At 37.3% G+C, this 22,484-nt stretch carries 22 protein-coding genes and 1 riboswitch; of the genes, 20 read left to right on the plus strand and 2 right to left on the minus strand.

The window, feature by feature from the left end; genetic code table 11:
* Positions 1–14 precede the first annotated feature (14 nt).
* The 9 genes from NiCM35_RS13820 (at position 15) to NiCM35_RS13860 (ending at position 9,042) form a co-directional block, all read left to right on the plus strand.
* A complete protein-coding gene (locus NiCM35_RS13820) occupies positions 15–548 on the plus strand; it encodes a nitroreductase family protein (RefSeq protein ID WP_433779811.1) in 534 nt (177 codons plus the stop codon).
* Positions 529–834 carry a DUF6092 family protein gene (locus tag NiCM35_RS13825; RefSeq protein ID WP_095329520.1) on the plus strand — a complete coding sequence of 102 codons (306 nt, stop codon included), beginning with the start codon at positions 529–531 and terminating at the stop codon, positions 832–834. The genes NiCM35_RS13820 and NiCM35_RS13825 overlap by 20 nt, the downstream gene beginning before the upstream one ends.
* Positions 835–1,193: 359 nt before the next feature.
* Positions 1,194–2,552 carry an FAD-dependent oxidoreductase gene (locus tag NiCM35_RS13830; RefSeq protein ID WP_095329477.1) on the plus strand — a complete coding sequence of 453 codons (1,359 nt, stop codon included), beginning with the start codon at positions 1,194–1,196 and terminating at the stop codon, positions 2,550–2,552.
* A 97-nt stretch (positions 2,553–2,649) separates the two neighbouring features.
* Entirely contained in the window at positions 2,650–3,258 is a 609-nt protein-coding gene (locus NiCM35_RS13835) for a DNA-3-methyladenine glycosylase (RefSeq protein WP_204259824.1), read from the plus strand.
* Between the two features lie 99 nt (positions 3,259–3,357).
* Positions 3,358–5,271, plus strand: a complete 1,914-nt coding sequence (locus tag NiCM35_RS13840) for a BglG family transcription antiterminator (protein ID WP_123258522.1) — start codon at positions 3,358–3,360, stop codon at positions 5,269–5,271.
* 170 nt (positions 5,272–5,441) lie between these two features.
* The gene (locus tag NiCM35_RS13845) at positions 5,442–6,749 is read left to right on the plus strand and encodes a PTS sugar transporter subunit IIC (RefSeq protein ID WP_095329480.1); all 1,308 of its coding nucleotides are present in this window, start codon (positions 5,442–5,444) and stop codon (positions 6,747–6,749) included.
* A 167-nt stretch (positions 6,750–6,916) separates the two neighbouring features.
* On the plus strand, positions 6,917–8,353 hold the full coding sequence (locus tag NiCM35_RS13850; protein ID WP_095329481.1) for a glycoside hydrolase family 1 protein: 1,437 nt from the start codon (positions 6,917–6,919) through the stop codon (positions 8,351–8,353).
* 15 nt (positions 8,354–8,368) lie between these two features.
* Entirely contained in the window at positions 8,369–8,689 is a 321-nt protein-coding gene (locus NiCM35_RS13855; RefSeq protein WP_123258521.1) for a PTS sugar transporter subunit IIB, read from the plus strand.
* A gap of 17 nt (positions 8,690–8,706) precedes the next feature.
* Positions 8,707–9,042, plus strand: coding sequence for a PTS sugar transporter subunit IIA (locus NiCM35_RS13860; RefSeq protein ID WP_249879551.1), 336 nt, complete (start codon positions 8,707–8,709; stop codon positions 9,040–9,042).
* A 251-nt stretch (positions 9,043–9,293) separates the two neighbouring features.
* Here the strand turns inward: NiCM35_RS13860 and NiCM35_RS13865 are convergent, their stop codons facing one another.
* Positions 9,294–10,265 carry a bile acid:sodium symporter family protein gene (locus tag NiCM35_RS13865; protein ID WP_123260261.1) on the minus strand — a complete coding sequence of 324 codons (972 nt, stop codon included), beginning with the start codon at positions 10,263–10,265 and terminating at the stop codon, positions 9,294–9,296.
* Positions 10,266–10,636: 371 nt separating this feature from the next.
* Here NiCM35_RS13865 and NiCM35_RS13870 point away from each other — a divergent pair, with 371 nt between their 5' ends.
* The 4 genes from NiCM35_RS13870 to thiW all read left to right on the plus strand — a co-directional run bounded on the left by NiCM35_RS13870 (position 10,637) and on the right by thiW (position 14,251).
* Complete coding sequence (locus tag NiCM35_RS13870) at positions 10,637–11,404, plus strand: ABC transporter ATP-binding protein (RefSeq protein ID WP_095329485.1); 768 nt, start codon at positions 10,637–10,639, stop codon at positions 11,402–11,404.
* Positions 11,405–11,422: 18 nt separating this feature from the next.
* On the plus strand, positions 11,423–12,241 hold the full coding sequence (locus tag NiCM35_RS13875) for an ABC transporter permease (protein ID WP_095329486.1): 819 nt from the start codon (positions 11,423–11,425) through the stop codon (positions 12,239–12,241).
* Between the two features lie 190 nt (positions 12,242–12,431).
* Positions 12,432–13,427, plus strand: coding sequence for an ABC transporter substrate-binding protein (locus NiCM35_RS13880; RefSeq protein ID WP_235973207.1), 996 nt, complete (start codon positions 12,432–12,434; stop codon positions 13,425–13,427).
* 54 nt (positions 13,428–13,481) lie between these two features.
* Positions 13,482–13,591, plus strand: a riboswitch (TPP riboswitch).
* Between the two features lie 162 nt (positions 13,592–13,753).
* Positions 13,754–14,251 (plus strand): energy coupling factor transporter S component ThiW, encoded by a 498-nt coding sequence (gene thiW / locus NiCM35_RS13885; RefSeq protein WP_047940833.1) that lies wholly within the window; start codon positions 13,754–13,756, stop codon positions 14,249–14,251.
* A gap of 302 nt (positions 14,252–14,553) precedes the next feature.
* Here thiW and NiCM35_RS13890 read toward each other — a convergent pair whose 3' ends face one another.
* Positions 14,554–15,279 (minus strand): GntR family transcriptional regulator, encoded by a 726-nt coding sequence (locus NiCM35_RS13890; protein ID WP_371000312.1) that lies wholly within the window; start codon positions 15,277–15,279, stop codon positions 14,554–14,556.
* Between the two features lie 243 nt (positions 15,280–15,522).
* Here NiCM35_RS13890 and NiCM35_RS13895 point away from each other — a divergent pair, with 243 nt between their 5' ends.
* The 7 genes from NiCM35_RS13895 to ald all read left to right on the plus strand — a co-directional run bounded on the left by NiCM35_RS13895 (position 15,523) and on the right by ald (position 22,429).
* The gene (locus tag NiCM35_RS13895; protein WP_047940831.1) at positions 15,523–15,831 is read left to right on the plus strand and encodes a PTS sugar transporter subunit IIB; all 309 of its coding nucleotides are present in this window, start codon (positions 15,523–15,525) and stop codon (positions 15,829–15,831) included.
* 4 nt (positions 15,832–15,835) lie between these two features.
* On the plus strand, positions 15,836–17,194 hold the full coding sequence (locus NiCM35_RS13900; RefSeq protein WP_433779818.1) for a PTS sugar transporter subunit IIC: 1,359 nt from the start codon (positions 15,836–15,838) through the stop codon (positions 17,192–17,194).
* An 18-nt stretch (positions 17,195–17,212) separates the two neighbouring features.
* Positions 17,213–17,557 (plus strand): PTS sugar transporter subunit IIA, encoded by a 345-nt coding sequence (locus NiCM35_RS13905; RefSeq protein ID WP_047940829.1) that lies wholly within the window; start codon positions 17,213–17,215, stop codon positions 17,555–17,557.
* Entirely contained in the window at positions 17,554–18,891 is a 1,338-nt protein-coding gene (locus tag NiCM35_RS13910) for a 6-phospho-beta-glucosidase (protein ID WP_123258517.1), read from the plus strand. Before NiCM35_RS13905 ends, NiCM35_RS13910 begins: the two co-directional genes overlap by 4 nt.
* A 48-nt stretch (positions 18,892–18,939) precedes the next feature.
* A complete protein-coding gene (gene chbG / locus NiCM35_RS13915; protein ID WP_095329490.1) occupies positions 18,940–19,635 on the plus strand; it encodes a chitin disaccharide deacetylase in 696 nt (231 codons plus the stop codon).
* A gap of 253 nt (positions 19,636–19,888) precedes the next feature.
* Positions 19,889–21,130: a PucR family transcriptional regulator gene (locus tag NiCM35_RS13920; protein WP_095329491.1), complete on the plus strand. Its 1,242-nt coding sequence runs from the start codon at positions 19,889–19,891 to the stop codon at positions 21,128–21,130.
* A 162-nt stretch (positions 21,131–21,292) separates the two neighbouring features.
* Positions 21,293–22,429, plus strand: coding sequence for an alanine dehydrogenase (gene ald, locus NiCM35_RS13925; protein ID WP_123258516.1), 1,137 nt, complete (start codon positions 21,293–21,295; stop codon positions 22,427–22,429).
* The last annotated feature ends 55 nt before the right edge of the window (positions 22,430–22,484 follow it).

A 22,484-nucleotide genomic window follows, 5' to 3' on the forward strand; every position in this document is an offset into this window, starting at 1 on the left:
AGGAGGAATGGATATTGGATGTACTGGAGGCAATAAAAACAAGAAGAAGTTCACGCGCATTCGCAGAACGTGGCGGATTACCTCTAGAAATAGTTGATTCAATTGCACAAAGTATTTTACATAGTCCGTCAGGGAGCAATGCTCAAGAATCTCATTTCCTCATAGTCCAGAACGAAGAACAGATAAAAAGAATAAAAAGATTTTCCCCTGGTCTATCAGGAGATCCCGAGGCTATTATTGTGTTGTGCTCCAACCCTGCAGAAGCCCTCCATAAAGGCGGAAAAGATTCGGAAGAAGTATTGCGTTTTGTAAATTTAGGAATAGCCGCTGCCTATATTCTTTTATCTACCCATTCATTAGGTATCGGAAATTGCCCAGTTAGATCCTTTCATAAAGAAGCCATTAAGAAATTGTTGGCGCTTCCACATGAGATGGAGCCAGAGCTTCTCATCAGTTTAGGCTATTCAAAAGAATCTCCAAGAAAGAAAAAAAACAGGGAAAAAGAGGAGGTAATTTCTTTTGACAGATATGGAAACACGCAAAAATGAGAAGCTAGTAGAACTTGTTAGAGATTATAGCGGCTATATTCTTACAAGTGCAAAAGGACTATATCGAGAGCCTGCTCATTACGGACCACTAAGAATGGTTGGTGCATTGGAACGTACCTTAGTCTTATTAACAGAACTTGGAATAGAGGATAAGGAAATGGAAGAAGCGTTATCCTTTATACGAAAAGAGGGCTGGCGTGCTTTATCAGATCCGTTGGGATATGAGGAAGCATTAGACCAATCGATTGATCAGCTAGTTGAGCTTACCGTGCAAAATAAGGCGTAGAAGCATTAAAAAGTGTTTTTGAGTTGGCAGATAATAGAGACTAGGAGAAGGTTTTTCAACCGAAGACAAACCCAACTAATGATAGCGAAAATACTATAGGTTGGGTTTTAATTCATTAAAAAAGAAAGATTGTTGCATTATCGGTAGACTGAATAAGAGGTTTTGCTTTCTATTTAACCCTGGAATAAATTTCCGCGTTTCCTTTTGTGAATTTAATCACAAAATACTTGCATTAAGAAATATTCGATGTATAATAAAGATGTGAACGCAATGTGAATTCTATCACAATATATGTGATTTTTTTCACTAATTAAGTGAAAGTTTTCACATTCAATCTATTACAAAAGGAGTTTTTATACATGAAAGTAGTTGTAATTGGATGTACACATGCTGGGACAGCAGCGGTCAAAACGTTAGCAAATGTAAATAAAAATATAGATATAACTGTTTATGAAAAAAATAATAATGTTTCCTTTTTATCTTGTGGAATTGCTTTATATGTTGGCGGTGTTGCCAAAGATGCGAGTCAGTTATTTTATTCTTCACCAGAAGAGTTAAAAGCGCTTGGCGCAACGATGCATATGGAGCATGAAGTCCTAGAAATTGATACAGAAAACAAGCAAGTACATGTGAAGGACTTACAAACAGGCAAAGAAAAGATTGATCCATATGATAAGTTAGTAATGACTACAGGCTCTTGGCCAATAATCCCACCAATTGAAGGAATTAATCTGGATAATATATTGCTTTCTAAAAACTATAATCAAGCAAATGAAATAATTGAGCGCTCTAAGAATGTAAGAAATGTTACCGTAATTGGAGCGGGATATATTGGTGTTGAGTTAGTAGAGGCATTCGCGCTTAATGGAAAAAATGTCACGTTAATTGATAGTGAGGACAGAATTCTAAATAAATATTTAGATAAAGAGTTTACAGATGTGGTTGAGGCAGAATTTGCGGAGCGTAACATTCACTTAGCTTTACAACAAACTGTAACAAAATTTGCAGGTGATGAACGAGGAAAAGTAACAAAGGTTTATACCACAAAAGGAGAATATGAAACAGATTTAGTTATCTTATGTGTGGGCTTTAGACCAAACACAAATCTGTTAAAAGGTAAAGTAGATCTCCTTCCTAATGGTGCTATTAAAATTAATGAATATATGCAGTCAAGTAATCCAGATATTTATGCAGCAGGTGACAGCTGTGCTGTTAATTATAATCCAACTGGAGAAAAAATGTATATCCCTCTTGCAACAAATGCTGTTCGAATGGGAACACTTGTCGGCTATAATATTGCTGGACGACCATTGAAATACATGGGAACACAAGGGACTTCTGGCTTGCATATTTTTGGCTTAAATATGGCATCTACCGGATTAACAGAAGTTACGGCTAAATTTAATAATATCCCTTATGAAGTGGCAGAAGTAATCGATAATGATCGCCCAGAATTTATGCCGACATTTCATGAAATTCGTTTAAAAGTACTTTTCCATCAAGAGACAAGAGAAATTTTGGGGGCACAATTAATTTCAAAAGCAGATGTTACGCAAATGATGAATACATTATCTGTATGTATTCAAACTAAAATGACGATTGACGAATTAGGATTTATCGATTTCTTCTTCCAACCGCATTTTAACAAACCGTGGAATACATTAAATCAAGCTGGATTGGCAGCTATAGCAAAACAAAAAGAACTTGTTAAGCACTAGGTGAAAAGGATCATCTCTTTTTATAAAGGGGTGATCCTTTCTTTTTTGGGGGAAAGAAACGTATACTAGAAGAAATATAATAGGAGAGAGACAAATGATTGATTATATAAACCAGTCAACAGAAGAAATAGCACAGTTACTTTTAGGAAAAAAGCTTATTCATAAAACGCCGGCATATACGTATAGTGGTTATATTGTAGAGACGGAAGCCTATGTTGGGATAGAAGATATGGCTTGTCATAGCTATGCAGGCAGACGCACGCCTCGATTGGAATCGATGTATAAGTCAGGTGGGACCATCTATATTTACACGATGCATACCCACCATATGTTAAACATTGTTACAAAAGAAGAGGGAAATCCTCAGGCTGTTCTTATCCGGGCGATTGAACCTTTTGAAGGAATAGAAGAGATGGAAAAAAACCGAAAAACAAATGGTATAAATGTATGCAATGGACCTGGGAAGCTAACAAAAGCAATGGAAATCACCAAGGCTTTAAATGGTGTCTTTATAAATGAAGAATCTTTATGGATTGTAGATGGGAAAGTACCATCCCAAATAATCGAGTCTCCGAGAATTGGGATTCCAAATAAGGAGGAATGGACGCTAAAACCATTACGATATTATGTAAAAGGGCACCCATACGTATCAGGAATGAAAAAAGGCGAGGTGCTGTCTGCTGCAGATTATTGGCATTATGGATAACGGATAATTTGTTTAGAAACCGCTTTCTAATAAAAGGCTGATAAGATATGATGGATATAACTAACATAGAAGGGAATTGGTTAAAAGGAGTGAGTGAAATTGTTACCAATAAGACAACAAAAGATACTGCATCAGCTTATGCAGTCAAAGTCTCCGCTTTCCAGTGATTACTTAGCAAATGCCCTGGATGTAACCACGCGAACAATTAGAAGTGATATGAAGGCATTGATCGATACATTAAAAGATAATGGAGCAGAAATAGTACTGACAAGAGGGAAGGGGTATGAATTAGTTATAGGAAATTATCATTATTTTAAACCATTTTTAACAAAAATAATGAATGAAAATAACGTAAGTACACCCCTTCCAACGGAACCTGAGGAAAGAGTCGACTATATTCTAAAACGTCTATTATTGGCGGAAGAATACTTGAAAATTGAACAGTTTGCTGAGGAGCTTTTTGTAAGTGAATCCTCTATTAAAAATGATCTGAAAGAAGTAAGAAGATTATTAAAAGACTTTAATTTAAATTTAGATAAGAAGCCAAACTATGGTTTAAAAATCATGGGACAAGAAGCTAAGCTGCGTTATTGTCTTGCGGCATATGTGTTTGACCAAGATGAAACAGATTGGATACTTCCAAATAAAAAACTAGAAGAAATAAGAAAAATTATTATCGAACAAGCCGAAAAGGCGTCTATTTTTTTATCAGATATTGGCGTAAATAATTTAGCAACACATATTGCGATTGCCTGTATTCGCATACAAAATGATAATTATGTTTCCATGCCTTTAAAGGAAATGGAGCCTCTTAAAGAAAAGAGAGAATTTGCGATTGCCAAACAGATTGTCTTTTTTCTAGAAAAAACGTTATATGTTACTTTTCCTGAATCTGAAATAGCCTATATAACCATCCATTTATTAGGTGCGAAAATGGTAGTTTACCAGTCTGATAGCAGAGAGAATATGTTAGAAATGATTGAGGAAGATATTCTAGCATTAACAAAAGCGATGCTCCAAGAAGTGGAGCAAGAATTGGATCTAGAAATAGCCTATGATGAAGAATTAATCTACGGGTTATGTCTGCACTTAAAGCCTGCTATCAATAGATATAAATATGATTTAACTATAAAGAATCCTCTTCTTGCTGAAATCAAGAAAAATTATCAAATGTCCTTTGACGCTGCTGTTATTATGGGGAAATACTTAAGCAAACATAAGAGGATGGACATTAATGAAGATGAAATAGGCTATTTGGCATTACATATTGGCGCAGCGCTCGAGCGAAAGAAAGCAAAAGGCAGTGTAAAAAGATGCTTGATTGTCTGTGCTACTGGGGTGGCAAGTGCTCAATTACTGTATCATAAGCTTCAGTCCACCTTTGGCAATAAACTTGAAATTGTAGGAACTGCTAATATGTTTACCATTGATAATTATGATCTAAGTACATTAGACTTCATTGTTAGTACCATTCCTATTAACAGGGAATTAACCATACCTGTTATTGATGTACATACTATTTTAAGAGAGGAAGACATTAGTAAATTAGAGCATATGGTTGTGGATAGAGTTGAAACTACCTTACAATATTTTTATCCTGACCTTGGATTTTTTCAACAAGAGTATCAAACGAAGGAGGAAGTATTAGCGTTTTTAGCAAGAGAAATTATACAGAAGGGGATTGCGCCAGATCATTTCTTTGAGTTAATCATGGAACGAGAAGAGATTGCTCCAACAAGCTATGGAAACTCCATAGCCATTCCTCATCCTCTAAAACCAATCACTGACAGTACTTTTTTATCTATTTGCACGTTAAAAAAACCAATTCAATGGGGCGAAAATAAAGTGCAGCTTATTTTCTTATTAAGTGTCCAAAAAAAGTACAAGAAAGATATTCAAAAGCTATATCAGCTGCTAGTCAAAATATCAGGAAATGCCTATATGGTGAATCAGCTATTAAAGGTAAAGTCCTTTGACGAATTCAAAGAATGTATTTTAGCTATTGGCCAATAGGAATTTATAGAAGGGAAGGAACTCCGGATTAGAGTTCCTTTTTTTGAGTCAGCCATTTCCAGTTTAACGTGGAAAATAAGTGTATGTAAATGTAAGCGCTTATCCAATAGAATGGAAAACAAGAAATGAATCATATCATTTCCATTTAAATTAGGAATGGAGGTTAATCAATGAGTTTTAAAGACAAAGCTACCGAGACCCTTGGAAATGTTGCTTACAAAATAACAAATCAGAAATATATTATGGCCATAAAAAAAGCTTTTGTGACGTTAATGCCTGTCATTATAACAGGAGCATTTGCCGTTTTAATCGCGAATATGGTGATGGGAACAGAGAGTGGTTTAGCCCATTTTAAAGCATTTGCCTTTTTGGCTGATTACCAGCCAATTATGAAAGCGATCCAATATGCTACCTTGAACTTCCTTACAATTGGGGCCGTTTTTCTTATTGGGATAGAGCTCGGACGGATCAATGGCCATCAGTCGTTATTCCCTGGAATATTAGCATTAATGTCCTATGTTTCTGTCGTTCCAACAACGCTAGAACTGCTTGTTAATGAGAAGAATCAATTAGTGGTTGATGTTTTAGCCAGGCAGTTTTCTGACCCAAAAAGTTTATTCCTCGGAATGATTATCGCCATTGTATCGGTTGAAATTTATTGCAAGTTATCGAAAGTAGATAAGCTGCAAATTAAGATGCCTGATAGTGTTCCGTCAAATGTTGCGACTTCGTTTTCAGCACTAATTCCTTCTATTTTAACTGTAACGATTGTTGCTACTTTTGGATTTCTTTTTTTCAAAGTTACAGGGATTTATTTATATGAAGCAGTATATAACATTGTACAAAGACCTTTAGAAAGTGTCATGCAAGGACTGCCAGGGATTTTGATTCTTATGTTTGTCGCCCAATTTTTCTGGGTGATTGGTATTCATGGAAATCAAATGGTAAAACCGATAAGAGAACCACTGCTGCTGGCATCTATTACTGTTAATATGACGGCATTCCAAGAGGGAAAGGAAATTCCTAATATTATCACAATGCCGTTTTGGGACGTGTATATGAATATTGGTGGTTCAGGAGTAACCATTGGTTTATTAATAGCGATCTTTATGGTATCTAAACGAGAAGAAATGAGAAGTATTGCAAAACTTTCCGCAGGACCAGGTGTGTTCAATATAAACGAGCCAGTTATCTTTGGATTACCAGTCATGTTAAATCCGGTTATGGCGATTCCCTTTATTATTACCCCGCTGATTACAGGGACAATCGGTTATATTGCTACAGTAACTGGCTTTGCTGCTAAGGCTGTTGTTATGGTTCCATGGACGACTCCGCCTATTATTAATGCATACCTATCTACGGCCGGAAGTATTGGAGCGGTTATTACCCAGATCATTTGTATTGTCGTATCTGTTCTAATTTACTTGCCATTTGTATTGATTGCCAATAAGGCTCCTGCTGTTCCGGAAGAAGAGTAATTTAATAGGGAAAGGGAGGGGGAGATAAATCTGACAATCGGATCGTATAGGAAAGAGGGGATGATTCCTCTTTTCTCCTATCCGACCAATACTTGTGAGGTGGTCTATGATGGATCATTAGGCAATGCAGTTAACAGCTACTTGTGAAGGGTAAGGAGGAAAAAATAATGGAACAAATGAAAGTTACTATTCCAGATCATTTTATTTTAGGAGCAGCATCATCTGCGTGGCAAACGGAAGGATGGGCTGGAAAGAAGGATTCACAAGATTCCTATATGGATATCTGGTATAAAAATAATAAAAATGTTTGGCACAATGGCTATGGACCAGGAATCGCTACAGACTTTTACCATCGATATAAAGAAGATATCAGCATAATGCAGGAAATTGGGTTAACGCATTACCGGACATCGATCAATTGGTCCCGTTTCTTGGTGGATTATGAAAACGCAGTGGTAGACGAGGAGTATGCTCGATATGTCGATAATGTTATTAATGAGCTGATAGATAAAGGTGTAGAGCCAATGATTTGCTTAGAGCATTATGAATTACCGGCTGCTCTTTTTGAAAAATATGGCGGTTGGAACGATAGACATGTTGTGGACTTATTCGTCAAATATGCAGAAAAAGTATTCGAGCGTTACGGTCGTAAAGTGAAGCACTGGTTTACTTTTAATGAACCAATTGTTGTGCAGACCCGTGTATATTTAGATGCAATACGTTATCCATTTGAGCAAAATACCCAAAAGTGGATGCAGTGGAATTATCATAAAGCACTTGCTACTGCTAAGGTTGTTGCCTTGTTTAAAGAAAAGCAGCTGCATGGAACAGGAGCTAAAATCGGGGTTGTTTTAAACCCAGAGGTAACATATGCGAGATCTTCGGCTCCGCATGACCAAGATGCTGCCCGCATTTATGATTTGTTTTTTAATCGAGTATTTCTAGATCCCTCGATTAAAGGAGAATATCCAGCAGAATTAATGGATCTTTTACACAAACACGATATTTTATTTGAACATACAGAAGAGGATTTAACGGTAATAAGAAATAATACCGTTGATTATGTGGGGATTAACTTATATTATCCTCATCGTGTAAAGGCAAGGACAACGGCATGGAACGAAAATACCCCTTTTCATCCGGCTTATTATTATGAAATGTTCGATATGCCAGGTAAGAAAATGAATCCATTCCGAGGCTGGGAAATCTATCCGCAGATTATGTTTGATATGGCAACTCGCTTGAAAGAGGATTATGGCAATATTGAGTGGTTTGTAGCCGAGAATGGAATGGGTGTGGAAAATGAGTTTAAGTATAAAGACGAAAGTGAAGTAATCCAAGATGATTATCGCATTGAGTTTATTAGCGAACATCTTAAATGGTTATTAAAGGCAGTCGAACAAGGTGCAAACTGTAAAGGATATATGCTCTGGGCATTTACGGACAATGTTTCGCCGATGAATGCTTTTAAAAATAGATATGGACTAGTTGAAATTAATTTAGAAGAAAATCGAAACCGAAAAATGAAAAAGTCAGCTTATTGGTATAAGGAAATCATTAAATCTCGAGAAATCACCGTAAAAAATGATGATTTTATTAAATAATAGGAGGAATGAAGAATGAAAAGAATAATATTAGCTTGTGCAGCAGGTATGTCTACTTCCATTGTAGTATCAAAAATGAAGGCAGCTATTAAGGCAAGAGGCGAAGAAATTGATGTTTATGCCATTCCAGAAGGAGCAATTGCTGATGAATTAGCAACTTCAAGCGAAGGGGTAATGGCCATTCTTCTAGGGCCACAAGTACGATTTATGAAACAGGCGGCAGAAAGTGCTGCGAAACCATTTGGAATTCCAGTGGATGTCATTGATACAAGATTATACGGTACAGCTAATGGAGAGAAAATACTAGATCATGCATTATCATTAGCTAAAAATTGACGAAGAGAATAGGGGTGGTGAAATTGAATACTTTAGAGGAAATGCAGACAGCAGCTTTTCAGATTATTTCATTCGCTGGAGAAGCAAGAAGTTGTTATGTAGAAGCTATTCAGATTGCAAGAAATGGAAAAATGGACGAAGCGAAGCAAAAAATAGAAGAAGGTGTTCAATTTTACAATGAAATTCATAAAGTCCATGCTTCTCTTATCCAAAGAGAAGCTGCTGGAGAACAACTGCCATTCTCCCTTATTCTCATGCATGCAGAAGATCAAATGCTCACAACCGAAACATTAAAGATTATGGCAAGTGAGATGATAGAAATGTGTGCCATGATTATAGAGAAAAAATCATAAAAATTAACACGAAGCAGACACATAGATTTTTATAGGATTAGCGAGCAGAAGAAGTCAAGACCTCAAAGGCTAAGTTGAGGAGACCGAAAGTCAGCAGCTTAGAAAGTGAAATGGATTTTAGTCTGCGGGTAATACTCACAAACTAATAAAAAACCAAACGATTGATAAGGAAAATATTAGTAGCATTTTCTATCAGTCGTTTGGGATTATCCTCGATTAGAATACTTAAAACCTCTTAATTTTCAAATGAATTAAGAAATTTTCCCTTCCTTTATTTTCCCTATTACAGGCTTTTCATAGACTAATTTAATGAAGTACCCATATAAAGCTGCTAGAATTTGTTGGAATAGCATGCCAATCACAACGGGAACTGCTACTGCTGGAGGGAAAAAGCTCACAGCGAGAACTGCTCCAGCACTAATATTTCTCATCCCGCCAGAATAGATCATTGCTATTGTTTCTTCTTTGCTTCGTTTGGTAACTACTCCTAATATCCACGCAAAAAAGTATCCGGATAATGCTATTACAAAAACAGTAAGCGCTACTTGGAGAAACTTTTTATCAATATTTCGTAAGTAAGGGGCTACTACAGAACTATTAATACTAACAACTAGTGCTAACCCAATTTTAGAAAAAGCGGATAGTGTGTGATTCCACTTTTTCGCCTTTTCCACTGAAAACTGATTGATCACCATACCGAAAATAGATGGCAGAACAATCATTCCAAGCAACCCCTTCATCATCCCCCAAACCTCAAGCTGTACCGTTTCTCCTACAAAAAGGTTCATACTTAATGGAACAAGGAACGGAGACAGTAAGGTGTCGAGCAAGATAATCGCAAGAGTAAGTGCAATGTTTCCTTTATAGAGGCTAACCCAGATAACACTCGTGATTCCAGTTGGAATAACAACAGCTAATGTTAGCCCTGTAATCGTGTAAGGGTCATTTTGGAAAAATAAGTGACCAATCCAAAATGCCCACAAAGGAGTAAGAATATGTAGAATAGCCAGTGTTAAAAGCAAAGAAAACGGATGGGTGATTGTATATTTCACTGATTTTAAGTTAGATGTCAAGCTCCCTATAAAAGTCATCACTGCAAAAATCCATGGAACTAAGAAAGAGACATGATGAAGGATATCTGATAGCAATACCCCAATTAGGACACTAATCGGGGTTAAAAGGGGCATCCACTTCCCAAGAAAAGCATTGATTTTTTCTAACATGTACAGGACTCCAGTTCTTGTAAAAATATAAGTTCATTTTAACATAGAAATGCTGTGGATAAGCTGTAGTTGCGAAAATTTTCAGAATATTGATTTCGGAATAGTCTCCTGTAAAGCCTTCATTTATTCGAATGAACTTTTTTCTATAATAATTACCCATTCGCCTAATTTTACATATAGTATAGCAAGAGTAAATTTAGAAGCATGGCATATTCATTGACAATAGGGAGTTTTAAAGGCTGTTGATCACTTTTTTTCTCTACACGAGACCATGTGAAGTGAACGATAATTCAGTTGAGTATAACAGGCACGAGAATTGGTCTATAAAAAACACCTTAAAAATATGAATATTTTAGAACGGAGGGCTGTAATTGTATAAATTAGAGGTTAAGGACAGTAGTAAGGTTTTTCGAAAAAATGGCAAGGAGTTTTTCGCATTAAAGGATACAAATTTACAGATTCCAGAAGGGAAATTTGTCAGTATTATCGGTCCAAGTGGATGTGGAAAATCAACGCTATTCAATATAATTGCAGGATTAATAAAACCATCAACAGGCCATGTCTTGTTAGACGGAAGGGACATTGTTGGAAAGAGTGGGCATGTTGGCTATATGCTTCAAAAAGACTTGCTCCTTCCGTGGAGAAATATTCTTCATAATGTGATTTTAGGATTGGAGGTAAAGGGTGTTCCTAAAAAGGAGGCGATCCAAAGAGCACTGCCTTTACTAGAGAGATATGGATTGGAAGGCTTTGAAAAACATTTTCCGGAAGAACTTTCTGGAGGAATGAGGCAGCGTGCAGCTTTGTTGCGAACATTGCTTTATGATCAAGATGTTATTTTACTGGATGAACCTTTTGGTGCTTTAGATGCACAAACACGCTTATTTATGCAGGAATGGCTTTTACAAATATGGGGAGATTTTAAGAAAACTATTTTGTTTATCACCCATGATATAGATGAAGCTATTTTTTTATCAGATGAGATATATATTTTGACGCCGAGACCAGGCACCATTAAGGAGAAGGTATCGATCCAATTACCAAGACCAAGAAATGAACAAACACTGCTAGACTCTAAATTTATTCAGTTAAAAGAATATGTACTACAAGCACTAAAATCAACAGAAGAAAAAGAATAGGGAGGGAGGAATGGAGATATGGAATCACAGGATAAAACGAAAGTTCTTTATATAGAGGATGATGAGGCCATTGCCAAAAGAAGAAAGAAATTCACCCGCATTGGACAATGGAGCTTTGGACTTATTTTTCTTCTTGCGTGGGAGCTGCTTTCTAAGTGGAAAATAATTGATTCGTATTATTGGAGCAGTCCGTTTACTATTTGGAAAACTGGTTATGTAGCTTGGACGGAAGGAACTTTATGGAGTGATCTATTATACACATCAGGAGCCACTATCTTTGGCTTTGGATTAGGTACCTTTTTTGGCGCTTTATTAGGTCTTTCCTTCTGGTGGTCGTATTATTATTCTCGTATATCTGAACCATATTTAATTGCCTTTAATGCAGTGCCGAAACTGGCTCTTGCTCCTGTCCTTGTTATTTTATTAGGAATAGGCTTTAGCTCCAAGGTAGTTCTTGCTTTTATGATGACCATCATTACAACAGCTCTTGCAGCATATAGCGGCGTAAAGGCAGTTGATAAAGATTTGGAAAAATTGATGTATTCCCTTGGCGCAAAGAGATGGCATGTCTTCACAAAGGTGGTGGTACCGACTACAATGCCATGGATTGTGAGTAGTTTAAAAATAAACATTGCTTTAGCTTTGGCAGGTACGATCGTTGGCGAATTTATTAGCTCTAGACAAGGGATTGGCAGAATGATTCTATATGCAGGACAAATTATGAATATCAATCTTGTTTGGGTGGGCGTAGCTGTGCTGTCTATTCTTTCGATTGTAATGTATTTTGCTACAGTATGGATAGAAAGGCTTCTTTTGCGAGGAAGAAATGTGGAATAGAATATTTTCCCCCTTGAAAAGAACATAAAGAGAAAAAATGTTCCATATATATGAAATAGAATATGTATTTCCATTATCCGCAATATACTTCTGGTTCATCTTCATTTTCTTATCTACTACTAAATTTCCCATTCTATTCATATATGAAAAAGGGGGCTTTACCTTGAAAAAGTGGAGGCTTTTTCTACTTATGTGTTTTAGTTTTGTCTTAATCCTTGCAGGATGTTCATCAAAAGAAGAAAAGGGAACGAAGGATGGGTTGCGGAAGATTGTTATTTCAGAGCCAGTTCATTTGATCGGCTATCTTCCACTGTATGTTGCCATAGAAGAAGGTTATTTTAAAGAAGAGGGATTGGAAGTAGAAGTGATTACGGCAACCGGAGGAGCACATGTTACGTCTGTTGTTAGCGGTGATGCCTGGGGCGTTATGGGCGGACCAGATTCTGTGCAAATGGCCAATTTAGGAAGTTCTGATCCGATTCAGTCAGTAGTAAACGTCGTTAACCGTGCTAATGTTTATTTGATGGGAAACTCAGATGAAACGATTGATAGTACAAACGATGAAGAGCTGGCAAATTACTTAAAAGGGAAAGTTATTGCAGCTGGGCGTTATGGTGGTAGTCCGAATCTTTTAACTAGATGGCTGTTAATGGAGCTAGGATTAGATCCGGAAAAAGATGTAAAGTTAGAAGAACCAGCTGATGCCAGTGCCGTAGTTTCTCTTGTAGAATCCGGAAATGCGGATATTGCTAATGGTGGAGAACCGCAAATCACAGAAGGAATGAAAAAGGGAGCATGGAAAGAGCCATTCTACAGTTTTGCTAGTTTGGGAGACTACCCTTATTCTGTTGTCAGTGTAAAAAAATCTACGATTGAGAAAGAACCGAAAGTTGTGGAGAGCTTTGTAAAAGCAGTTTTAAAAGGACTTAAGAAAGTGGATGAAGACCCAGACCTAGCCATGAAAGTGTTAAAAGCAGAATTTCCAACTACATCGGATGAGATTTTACAAGCATCCTTGGATCGTGCTTATGCTGATGAATTATGGAGCAAGGATGGTTACATCTCAGAGGAAGCTGTTGCAAAACCAATGGATGTTGTCGAGAAAACGGGTGTCTATACGGAAGGCTATAAATACGAAGAATTAATCGATATGCAGTTTGTGGATAAATTGTCCAAGAAACAATGAGAATAATTCTTTGCGTCCTAAATGAAATAAGTTAAAATGAAGGTATAAGCATATATGGACTACTAGGGGTGCCAGTTGGTGGCTGAGAGAAAAACAAATTCGTTTTTTAACCCTAACGACCTGATCTGGATCATACCAGCGTAGGGAAGTAGCGGATTCACTCTATTTCTTTTGACTTTAGCAGTCAGGTCTATTTAGATCTGGCTTTTTTAGTTTGTAAAAAGCTGTCGTGTAATTGCCCTGTAAGCCTTATGGGTCTACGAGTCAATAGAAGGTTTGCTTAGTCTCCATGCTTAAAACTATTTTGAGTGGAGGAAATAATTACGATGAAAAGAATTAAATTATTGGTGATTATGGCCATGTTTACGGCAATTGGGACATATGGCTCAACCTTAGTATGGTTTCCGGCAGGTATTGCCAAGGCATATCCTGTTCAGCATGCTTTAAATGTAATAGCGGGAGCAATACTTGGACCGGTTCCAGCAGTTATCATCGCTTTTGCTACTTCCTTGTTAAGAAACCTATTAGGAACGGGATCCTTATTAGCATTTCCAGGAAGTATGATTGGCGCACTTTTGGCAGGCTATCTATTTCATAAAACAGCTAAGCCAATCTTTGCAGCTTTAGGTGAATTTATTGGAACAGGCGTCATCGCCTCCTTAGTGGCAGTACCATATGCATCGTTTTTCTTAGGGACAAAAACGGGTGCTCTCTTTTATTTGCCATCCTTTGCTGTTAGCAGTTTTGCAGGATCCATCATTGGTGTCATCTTAGTAAGTCGTTTAGTAAAAATAAAATCAATTCAAATGTTAACTCAAAATTAGCAGCATAATAGATGAAGGACCGGTTAGAACATGCTTATGGGATAACCGGTCTTTTTGTGGATAAATATACTAATTTTGTGGATGGTATGTGGATAACGCAGGTGATTTTTATTGTATTTGTGGAAAACCAAGTAGGAATCAGGTGATATTTAGTAGGAGAAAAGATGTTCTGTGGATTTATTGTGGAAAACTAGGCGAGGGAGAAGGCTAGGAAAGGGAAGTTAGAATGAAGAGAATAGAGGAAAAACAGTTGGAACAAAAAAGGATATTTGTTATTACAAATATCCTTTTGATTGCCTTCTTCAATAATTCCGCTCAATAACAAAGTGTGCTCTGTCTCCTCGGAAAATAGTTTTGGAGTATTCAATGGCAGTTTCATCTTCTGCATAAGCAAAGGTTTCAAGTAGAAAGCAAGGGGATCCTGCAGGAATTTCCAATTTCTTAGAAATAGTGTCATCTGCTAAAACTAATTCTAAGTGCTCTATTGTTTTGCGGATTTTAATATTATACTTCGTTTCCAACATCTTGTATAAAGATTTTTCGCAAGCAGCGCTATCTAATCCTGGTGCCTTGTGCCAAGGCAGATAAGAGATTTCATATTGTAGTGGAGCATCATTTACATAACGCATGCGTTCTAAGCAGTTAACGGGATCCCCTATATTTTGGTTGAATTGCTTAGCTAGAAAATCGGTCGCTTCAATAACCTTCAGCTGAAGCACCTTGATAGAAGGGGCTTTCCCTTGCAAAGTAATTTGTTCAGAGAATTGCTCTACTGTACTAGTTAAAGATTGTTTGATTTTATTTTCGGCTACAAAGGTACCTTTTCCTTGTACTCGATAAACATAGCCCTCAACTGTTAGTTGTTGAAGGGCTGTGCGAATCGTTGTTCTGCTGACACCGAATGTGTTACAAAATTCAGCTTCGGTTGGTAATTTAGTATTTGGTTGATATTCGCCGCTTTTAATCATGTCGATAATGGACTCTTTTACAATCGAGTGTAGCGCAGCATCTTTGTTCGTTTCTTCCACAATCGTTTCCCTCCATATTGTCCCTAAATATAGAATATCTTTTCTATTCCTAATAAGCAAATAAATAACAAATTTGTAGTAACAAATAAATTTGTATTGAAATATGTCATATTTGTTATTACAATATGAATATAAGATATTACTACTTTCCGAAGAAGGGTGGCTGATAAAAAGACGTACGAAAGGAAACATTTTTTAGAATGAAATATCGGAATAATCTATCAATTAAAAGGGGATGGAATAGTGAATATTTTACTATGTTGTTCAGCCGGAATGTCTACAAGTTTATTAGTTTCAAAGATGGAGCAAAGTGCCAGAAACCAAGGGATAGACTGCAAGATTTGGGCAATAGCAGCCTCAGAAGTGAACAACGAGATAGAGAAAGCTGATGTTATTTTGTTAGGTCCTCAAGTACGATTTCTATTACCACAAGTAAAAAAAGCCGGCGACCAAAGAGGAATTCCAGTTGCAACAATTAATCCACAGGACTATGGATTATGTAATGGTGAAAAAGTGTTAGAACATGCCACAGCTTTAATAAAGGGGGAATAAAGAGATGATGGGATTTATTGAAAAATATATTATGCCTTTTGCATTAAAGCTTGGTAATCAAAGACATTTGCTTGCTATCAGGAATACGTTAATTGGAATGATTGCTATTACCATTGTAGGTTCATTTGCTGTACTTTTTAATAATCTAGGTCAAATTATTCCCCCTTATGGAAAAATGATGGAAGCAATATTCGGAGCTAACTGGTCGACTTTGGGTGGGGACATATGGTTTGGAACATTTGCTTTTCTTTCTGTATTTGCAGTCTTTGGGATTTCCTATAAATTAGCTAGATCCTATGGGGATGAAGGGTTTGAAGCAATGCTTATTTCTGCTGCATGTTTCTTTTTACTTTTGCCCCAAACAGCAAGTGTCACGTTACCAATAGATGAAGCTGCTACTGAAACAGTTGCAGGTGGAGTCTGGGGGCTAGTATCTGTCAATTACTTCAATGCCACTGCCCTTTTTACTGCTATTATCGTAGCGATAATCGCCACAGAAATTTTCTTGCGTTTATCGAAAATCAAGGCTTTAATCATCAAAATGCCAGATGGAGTACCGCCAGCTGTTTCTAAATCCTTTGCAAAATTAGTACCAGGTATGGGAACTATTTTTCTAGTTGGCGTGTTTGGCGTTATCTTCAGAATGATAACAGATGGAAAAGTTCTAAATGATTGGTTAAATACGGTTATTGTCTCTCCATTAACAAATGCAGTTGATTCTCTTCCATTTGCAGTATTAATTGTTTTATTAGTGCATTTATTCTGGATGGTTGGACTTCATGGTCCAAACATATTAGGTGGGATTACGACACCATTATTTGAAAAAACAGGAGCAGAAAACATTGATTTAGCGCAATCAGGAATTCAAGCATTAGGAGAATATCATATATTAGCTGGATCCTTCCTAGATGCATTTGTTTACTTGGGCGGATCAGGTGCTACTTTAGGATTAATTATTGCGATGATAATTGCAGGGAGAAAACGGTATAAACAAATGATTGGTCTTGGCGGGGCGCCTGGGGTATTCCAAATTAATGAACCAATCCTTTTTGGTTTGCCAATCGTCTTAAACCCTATTTGGTTTATTCCATTTGTAATTGGGCCAGTTATTACAACTGTCATTTCTTATCTTGCTGTGCAGTATGGCATCGTTCCACCGGTAACGGCTAAGATTCCATGGGTTACACCACCGATAATTGGCGGGTACTTAGCGACGGGGGGAAGCTTTTGGGGAGCTGGTTTGGCAGCATTAAATTTAGTGATATCAACAGTTGTTTATTTACCATTTGTTTATGCACAAGTAAAAATTGATTCCAAAAATAAAACAGAGCTTACGAAAGATTCGGATTCAGTTAGTCTCTAAAGGAAGAAGGGTGCAAACATGAATAAGGAAGAATTATACCAACTCTCCTTTCAGCTGATATTACATAGTGGAAATGCGAGAAGCTTTGCGATGGAAGCAATTCAAGACGCGAAAAAAAAGGATTTTGCTGAAGCCAAAAAGAAGATAACAGAGTCGGAAGCAGAACTATCGGAGGCTCATAAAATCCAGACCAAATTACTCCATCTTGAAGCCGGCGGAGATCAATTTATGATTCCGATTATTCTTATTCATGCACAGGATCACTTAATGAATGCAATGACATTGAAGGATCTTGCGGTTGAAATAATTGATTTACGGCAGGAGTGTATGCAACAGACAACGAGAAAGGGGTCGGTAGAATGAGTCGCGGTTTAAAAATTGTAACTATTGGAGGTGGCTCAAGCTATACACCGGAACTAATAGAAGGCTTTATTAAATATCATAACGAGTTACCAGTTAAAGAAATTTGGCTGGTAGATATTGAGGAAGGAAAGGAAAAGTTAGAAATTGTTGGGGAGCTTGCGCGTAGAATGGTAAAGAAAGCGGGAGTTTCTATTGATATTTTCCTTACGCTGGATCGAAAAAAGGCTCTGGAGGGAGCGGATTTTGTTACAACACAATTACGAGTCGGTCAGCTCGCTGCAAGAGCACTTGATGAAAAAATCCCTTTGAAGTATGGAGTCATCGGACAGGAAACAAATGGACCTGGGGGGTTATTTAAAGCTTTTCGAACTATTCCGGTTATTTTGGAAATAGCGAAAGAAATGGAGGAGCTTTGTCCGAATGCCTGGCTCATAAATTTTACAAATCCAGCTGGAATGGTAACAGAAGCAGTTCTTCGCCACAGTCGTATCACAAAAGTTGCTGGCTTGTGTAATGTGCCAATCGGGATGGAACGGGGGGTTGCTGATTTACTAGCAGTTGATCCTGCCAGAGTGAGAATTGATTTTGCAGGGTTAAATCATATGGTTTACGGGCTAGACGTTTATATAGATGGTAAAAGTGTAAAGGAACAGGTCATTAAGTTAATCACAGATCCGAAAAAGGCTATTACGATGCAAAATATTCACGCGATGGGCTGGGAACCTTCGTTTTTAAGAGGATTGAATTTATTTCCTTGCCCTTATCACAACTATTATTATAAAACAGGAGATGTGCTCGCTCAGGAATTAAAGGAAGCAGAAAAGGGGGAAACGCGAGCAGAGGTTGTACAGAAGTTAGAAGAGGGTTTGTTTGAATTATATAAAGATCCAGAATTAGCGATTAAGCCTCCTCAGTTAGAAAAGCGCGGAGGAGCTTACTATAGTGACGCTGCTGTACGTTTAATTTGCTCCATTTATACAGATAAATGTGATATTCAAGCGGTGAATACTGCTAATCATGGTGCCATTACAGGAATTCCATATGAATCAGCGGTAGAAGTAAGCTGTATAATTACAAAGGATGGTCCCAAGCCAATAACAGTGGGAGAACTTCCAGTAGCAGTTCAAGGATTAGTAACCCAAATCAAGTCCTTTGAAAGGGTAGCGATAGAAGCAGCTATTTCCGGTGACTATGATAAGGCATTGCTTGCTATGACCATTAATCCCCTTGTCCCAAGCGATCGAATTGCTAAACTGATCCTAGATGAGATGCTTGAAGCACATAAGGAATATTTACCACAGTTTTTCACGGAAAAGGAAAGTATTCGTATGTAAAAAGCGGAGTTATGCTGAATGTGACTAGCTTTAAAAGGAGACGAATCCATGACAAAAATAATCATTAATGCAGATGATTTTGGTTTTAGCCGAGGAGTTAATTATGGAATTGTTGATTCCCATCTTAAGGGAATTGTTACTTCCGCAACCATGATGATGAATGCAACAGCAACAAAGCATGCCATCACTTTAGCAAAGGAGACACCTTCTTTAAAAGTTGGTGTCCATCTTGTATTAACATGGGGAAGGCCACTTTTACATGATGTTCCAACACTTGTAGATGAGTCTGGTAATTTTAAAAAGCAGCCTTTTGTATATGGCGATCCAGAATCTATAAGCTTAGATGATTTAGAAAGAGAATGGACCGCACAAATTGAAAAGTGCTTAAATGCCGGCCTTGCCCCTTCCCATTTAGATAGTCATCATCATATGCATGGAATAAAAGAATTTTATCCGGTAATTAAAAAGCTTTCGGAAAAATATAAATTACCTGTAAGAAATGGAGGCACTCATTTTACGGATATTCCAACATTAACAGATGTTTTTCTTGATGATTTCTATGGTGAGGGAATTACAGAGAATTATTTTGAAAAATTAGGAGAGCGTGTGAAACCTGGAACAAGCATTGAAGTAATGACCCATCCTGCTTATATAGATGAGACATTAATGCAGGAATCATCCTATAATATGCAAAGGATAAAAGAAACAAGGATATTAATGGAAGCAAGCCTAAAAAACGGCTGATTTAATCCTGCGTGACAGACCTTTCAAAGGAGTAAATTCTTTTGAAAGGTTTTTTGTTGAAGAAAAGGTAAAAGGGAACCAACCCATCTTAGGTTTTACTGGCGAGAACAAGCAAACGAGAAGTGATACCGTTTTGGCCGAAAGAATATAATCTTCTAAAGATTCTTATTGTTGAAAGCGTTATAAACGAGATAAAATAAAGATATAACAAGATTGAACGATTTTAGTAAGCGTTTTGGAGAGGAGTAGATGGATGACAGCTGAGCCGCGAAACCCGTTTAGAAGGGATATGTATGATTCCCTTGAAAGTTTTGTAGATCATGTTAGTGAATTATTAGGATGTCCGATTACGTTGGAGGATCCTCATCATCGTGTGCTAGTATACAGCAGTCATGACGAAGAAACGGATATGGTCAGAATCTCTACCATAATTAGCCGCAGGGTTCCGGAGAGGGTAATCAATCGTTTATGGAAGGATGGGGTGATTCCGCAGCTTCTTCAAAGTAAAAAGCCAATTCGAATTAAAGAGAAAAAGGAAATCGGCCTTGGAAATCGGGTGGCAGTTTCCATTTGGAGAGGGGAGGAGGTAATCGGATATATTTGGGCCATTGAAATGGGTACCTCTCTAACAGAAGAAAAGATGGGGTTTTTAGAGAACGCGGCATCAGTAGCGCGTCATTTATTGTCACGCTTTGCTACAAGCAAAACTCCTACTTTACAGGACAATCAAGAATTTTTTTGGAGAATGTTAACTGGGTATGTGAAAGAGACAGATATAGACGAAAAATTAAAGGAAATGGGAATGTCTGCAGCAGCTTGCTTTACGGTGATGATTTTTCCGTTTTCTAAAATGATTACAAAGGAAATAGAAAAGCATATCCTCTATCTATTAAAGGTATCCCAAGATGTAAAAATTTCTTTCTCCACTATTGAAGATAACGAATTAATTATTTTGGCAACTCCCCTTGAGGATAACGGGGACTCTATTGCTTGTTATAAAAAATTCATTAAAAGTTTTCAACAAAACCTAGAAGAAAGATTTTCTATTAAAGAAGTAAGGGGTTCCTTTGGAGGGATTTACAAACAGCATCGAGATATACCAAAGAGTTTCAGAGAAGCGAGGACTGTTTTAGAGGTACGTGAGAAATTCCCTCAGGAAGCAGGGGCATTCGTTCACTACCAAGAGTTAGGTATCTATCAGTTTTTAGATATCCTTTTAGAAAAACGAAGACAAGATGGATCGGAAAATGTTGCCATTCGAAATCTAAAAAAATATGATTCAACCCATCATACAGAATTATTAGCAACACTAGAGGCTTACTTAGATGAAAGTGAAAATATTCAAAAGACAGCTGCGCGTTTGCACATCCATCCTAATACGCTTACTTATCGTTTAAAGCGGATGGTAGAAATCATGGAAGTGGATTTGTCGGTTCCTAGTCAAAAATTTATGATCTACTTAGATTTAAAATTAATGCATTGGCAGAAAGAATAGAAATAGGATTAGAAACCTTTCCTCTTTTCCCTTTGTGTTTTTTCACAAATGAGCGATTTTTGTTTCATTAATTTTAACAAAGATAATTTTCTGAATTCGTCCTATTATAATATTAACACAACTAACAATTAATGTTAGTTTTTATCACAAGGGGGAATTCTCATGATTATTGGTATCCCAAAGGAAATTAAAAACAATGAAAATAGGGTCGCAATTACTCCTTCCGGTGTGTCTTATTTAAAGAATGGCGGTCACGAAATTTTAGTAGAACAAAATGCAGGAATCGGCAGTGGCTTTACAGATGAAGAATATACGGCGGCGGGTGCGCAGATAATCGACTCAGCTGCTCGAGTATGGAATACAGCAGAAATGATTATAAAAGTAAAAGAACCGCTCGCTTCAGAATACCAATATTTCCGTAAAGGACTTATTTTATTTACGTACTTACATTTAGCGGCAGAACAGGAACTAGCAAAGGCGTTAACAGAGAATGGTGTGACTGGAATCGCTTATGAAACAATTGAAGTAAATGGTAAATTACCATTATTGACACCAATGAGTGAGGTTGCAGGAAGAATGGCTGTTCAAATTGGTGCTCAGTTCTTAGAAAAGCCTCATGGAGGAAAGGGAATCTTATTAGCAGGTGTCCCTGGTGTCAAAAAAGGGAATGTAACCATCATTGGCGGTGGAGTTGTGGGAATGAATGCAGCGAAAATTGCCATTGGCCTAGGGGCGAATGTAACGCTGTTAGACTTAAATCCAGAAAGATTAAGAGAGTTAGATAATCAATTTGGTGCAAGCCTAAGTACTGTTATTTCTAACCCAGTAAACATTGAAGAAGCTGTGGTGAATGCAGATTTGGTGATTGGTGCTGTATTAATTCCAGGTGCAAAGGCACCGAAGCTAGTAACAGAAGCGATGGTGAAGAAGATGGCTCCAGGTTCTGTTATTGTGGATGTGGCAATTGATCAAGGCGGGATTTTTGAAACAGTAGATCATATCACTACCCATGATAATCCTACCTATGTGAAGCATGGAGTTGTGCATTATGCTGTAGCAAATATGCCTGGTGCTGTTCCGAGAACATCTACGATTGCCTTAACAAATGTAACAATGCCATATGCACTTCAAATTGCTAATCTAGGCGCAGTAGCGGCAATTGAAACGAATTACGCTATTAAACAAGGTGTAAATACTTTTGCTGGAAAAATCACCTCTGCTCCAGTAGCAAAAGATCTTGGTTATGAGTATAAATCAGTTCAAGAACTTATTAACAATTTATCTACAACCACTGTTTAAACATACAAGTTCTATAGGAATATCCATAGCCGTTCCCTCTGAATAAATCAAAGGC

The organism is Niallia sp. M35 (assembly GCF_050971705.1).
GTDB lineage: Bacteria > Bacillota > Bacilli > Bacillales > Cytobacillaceae > Niallia > Niallia circulans_A.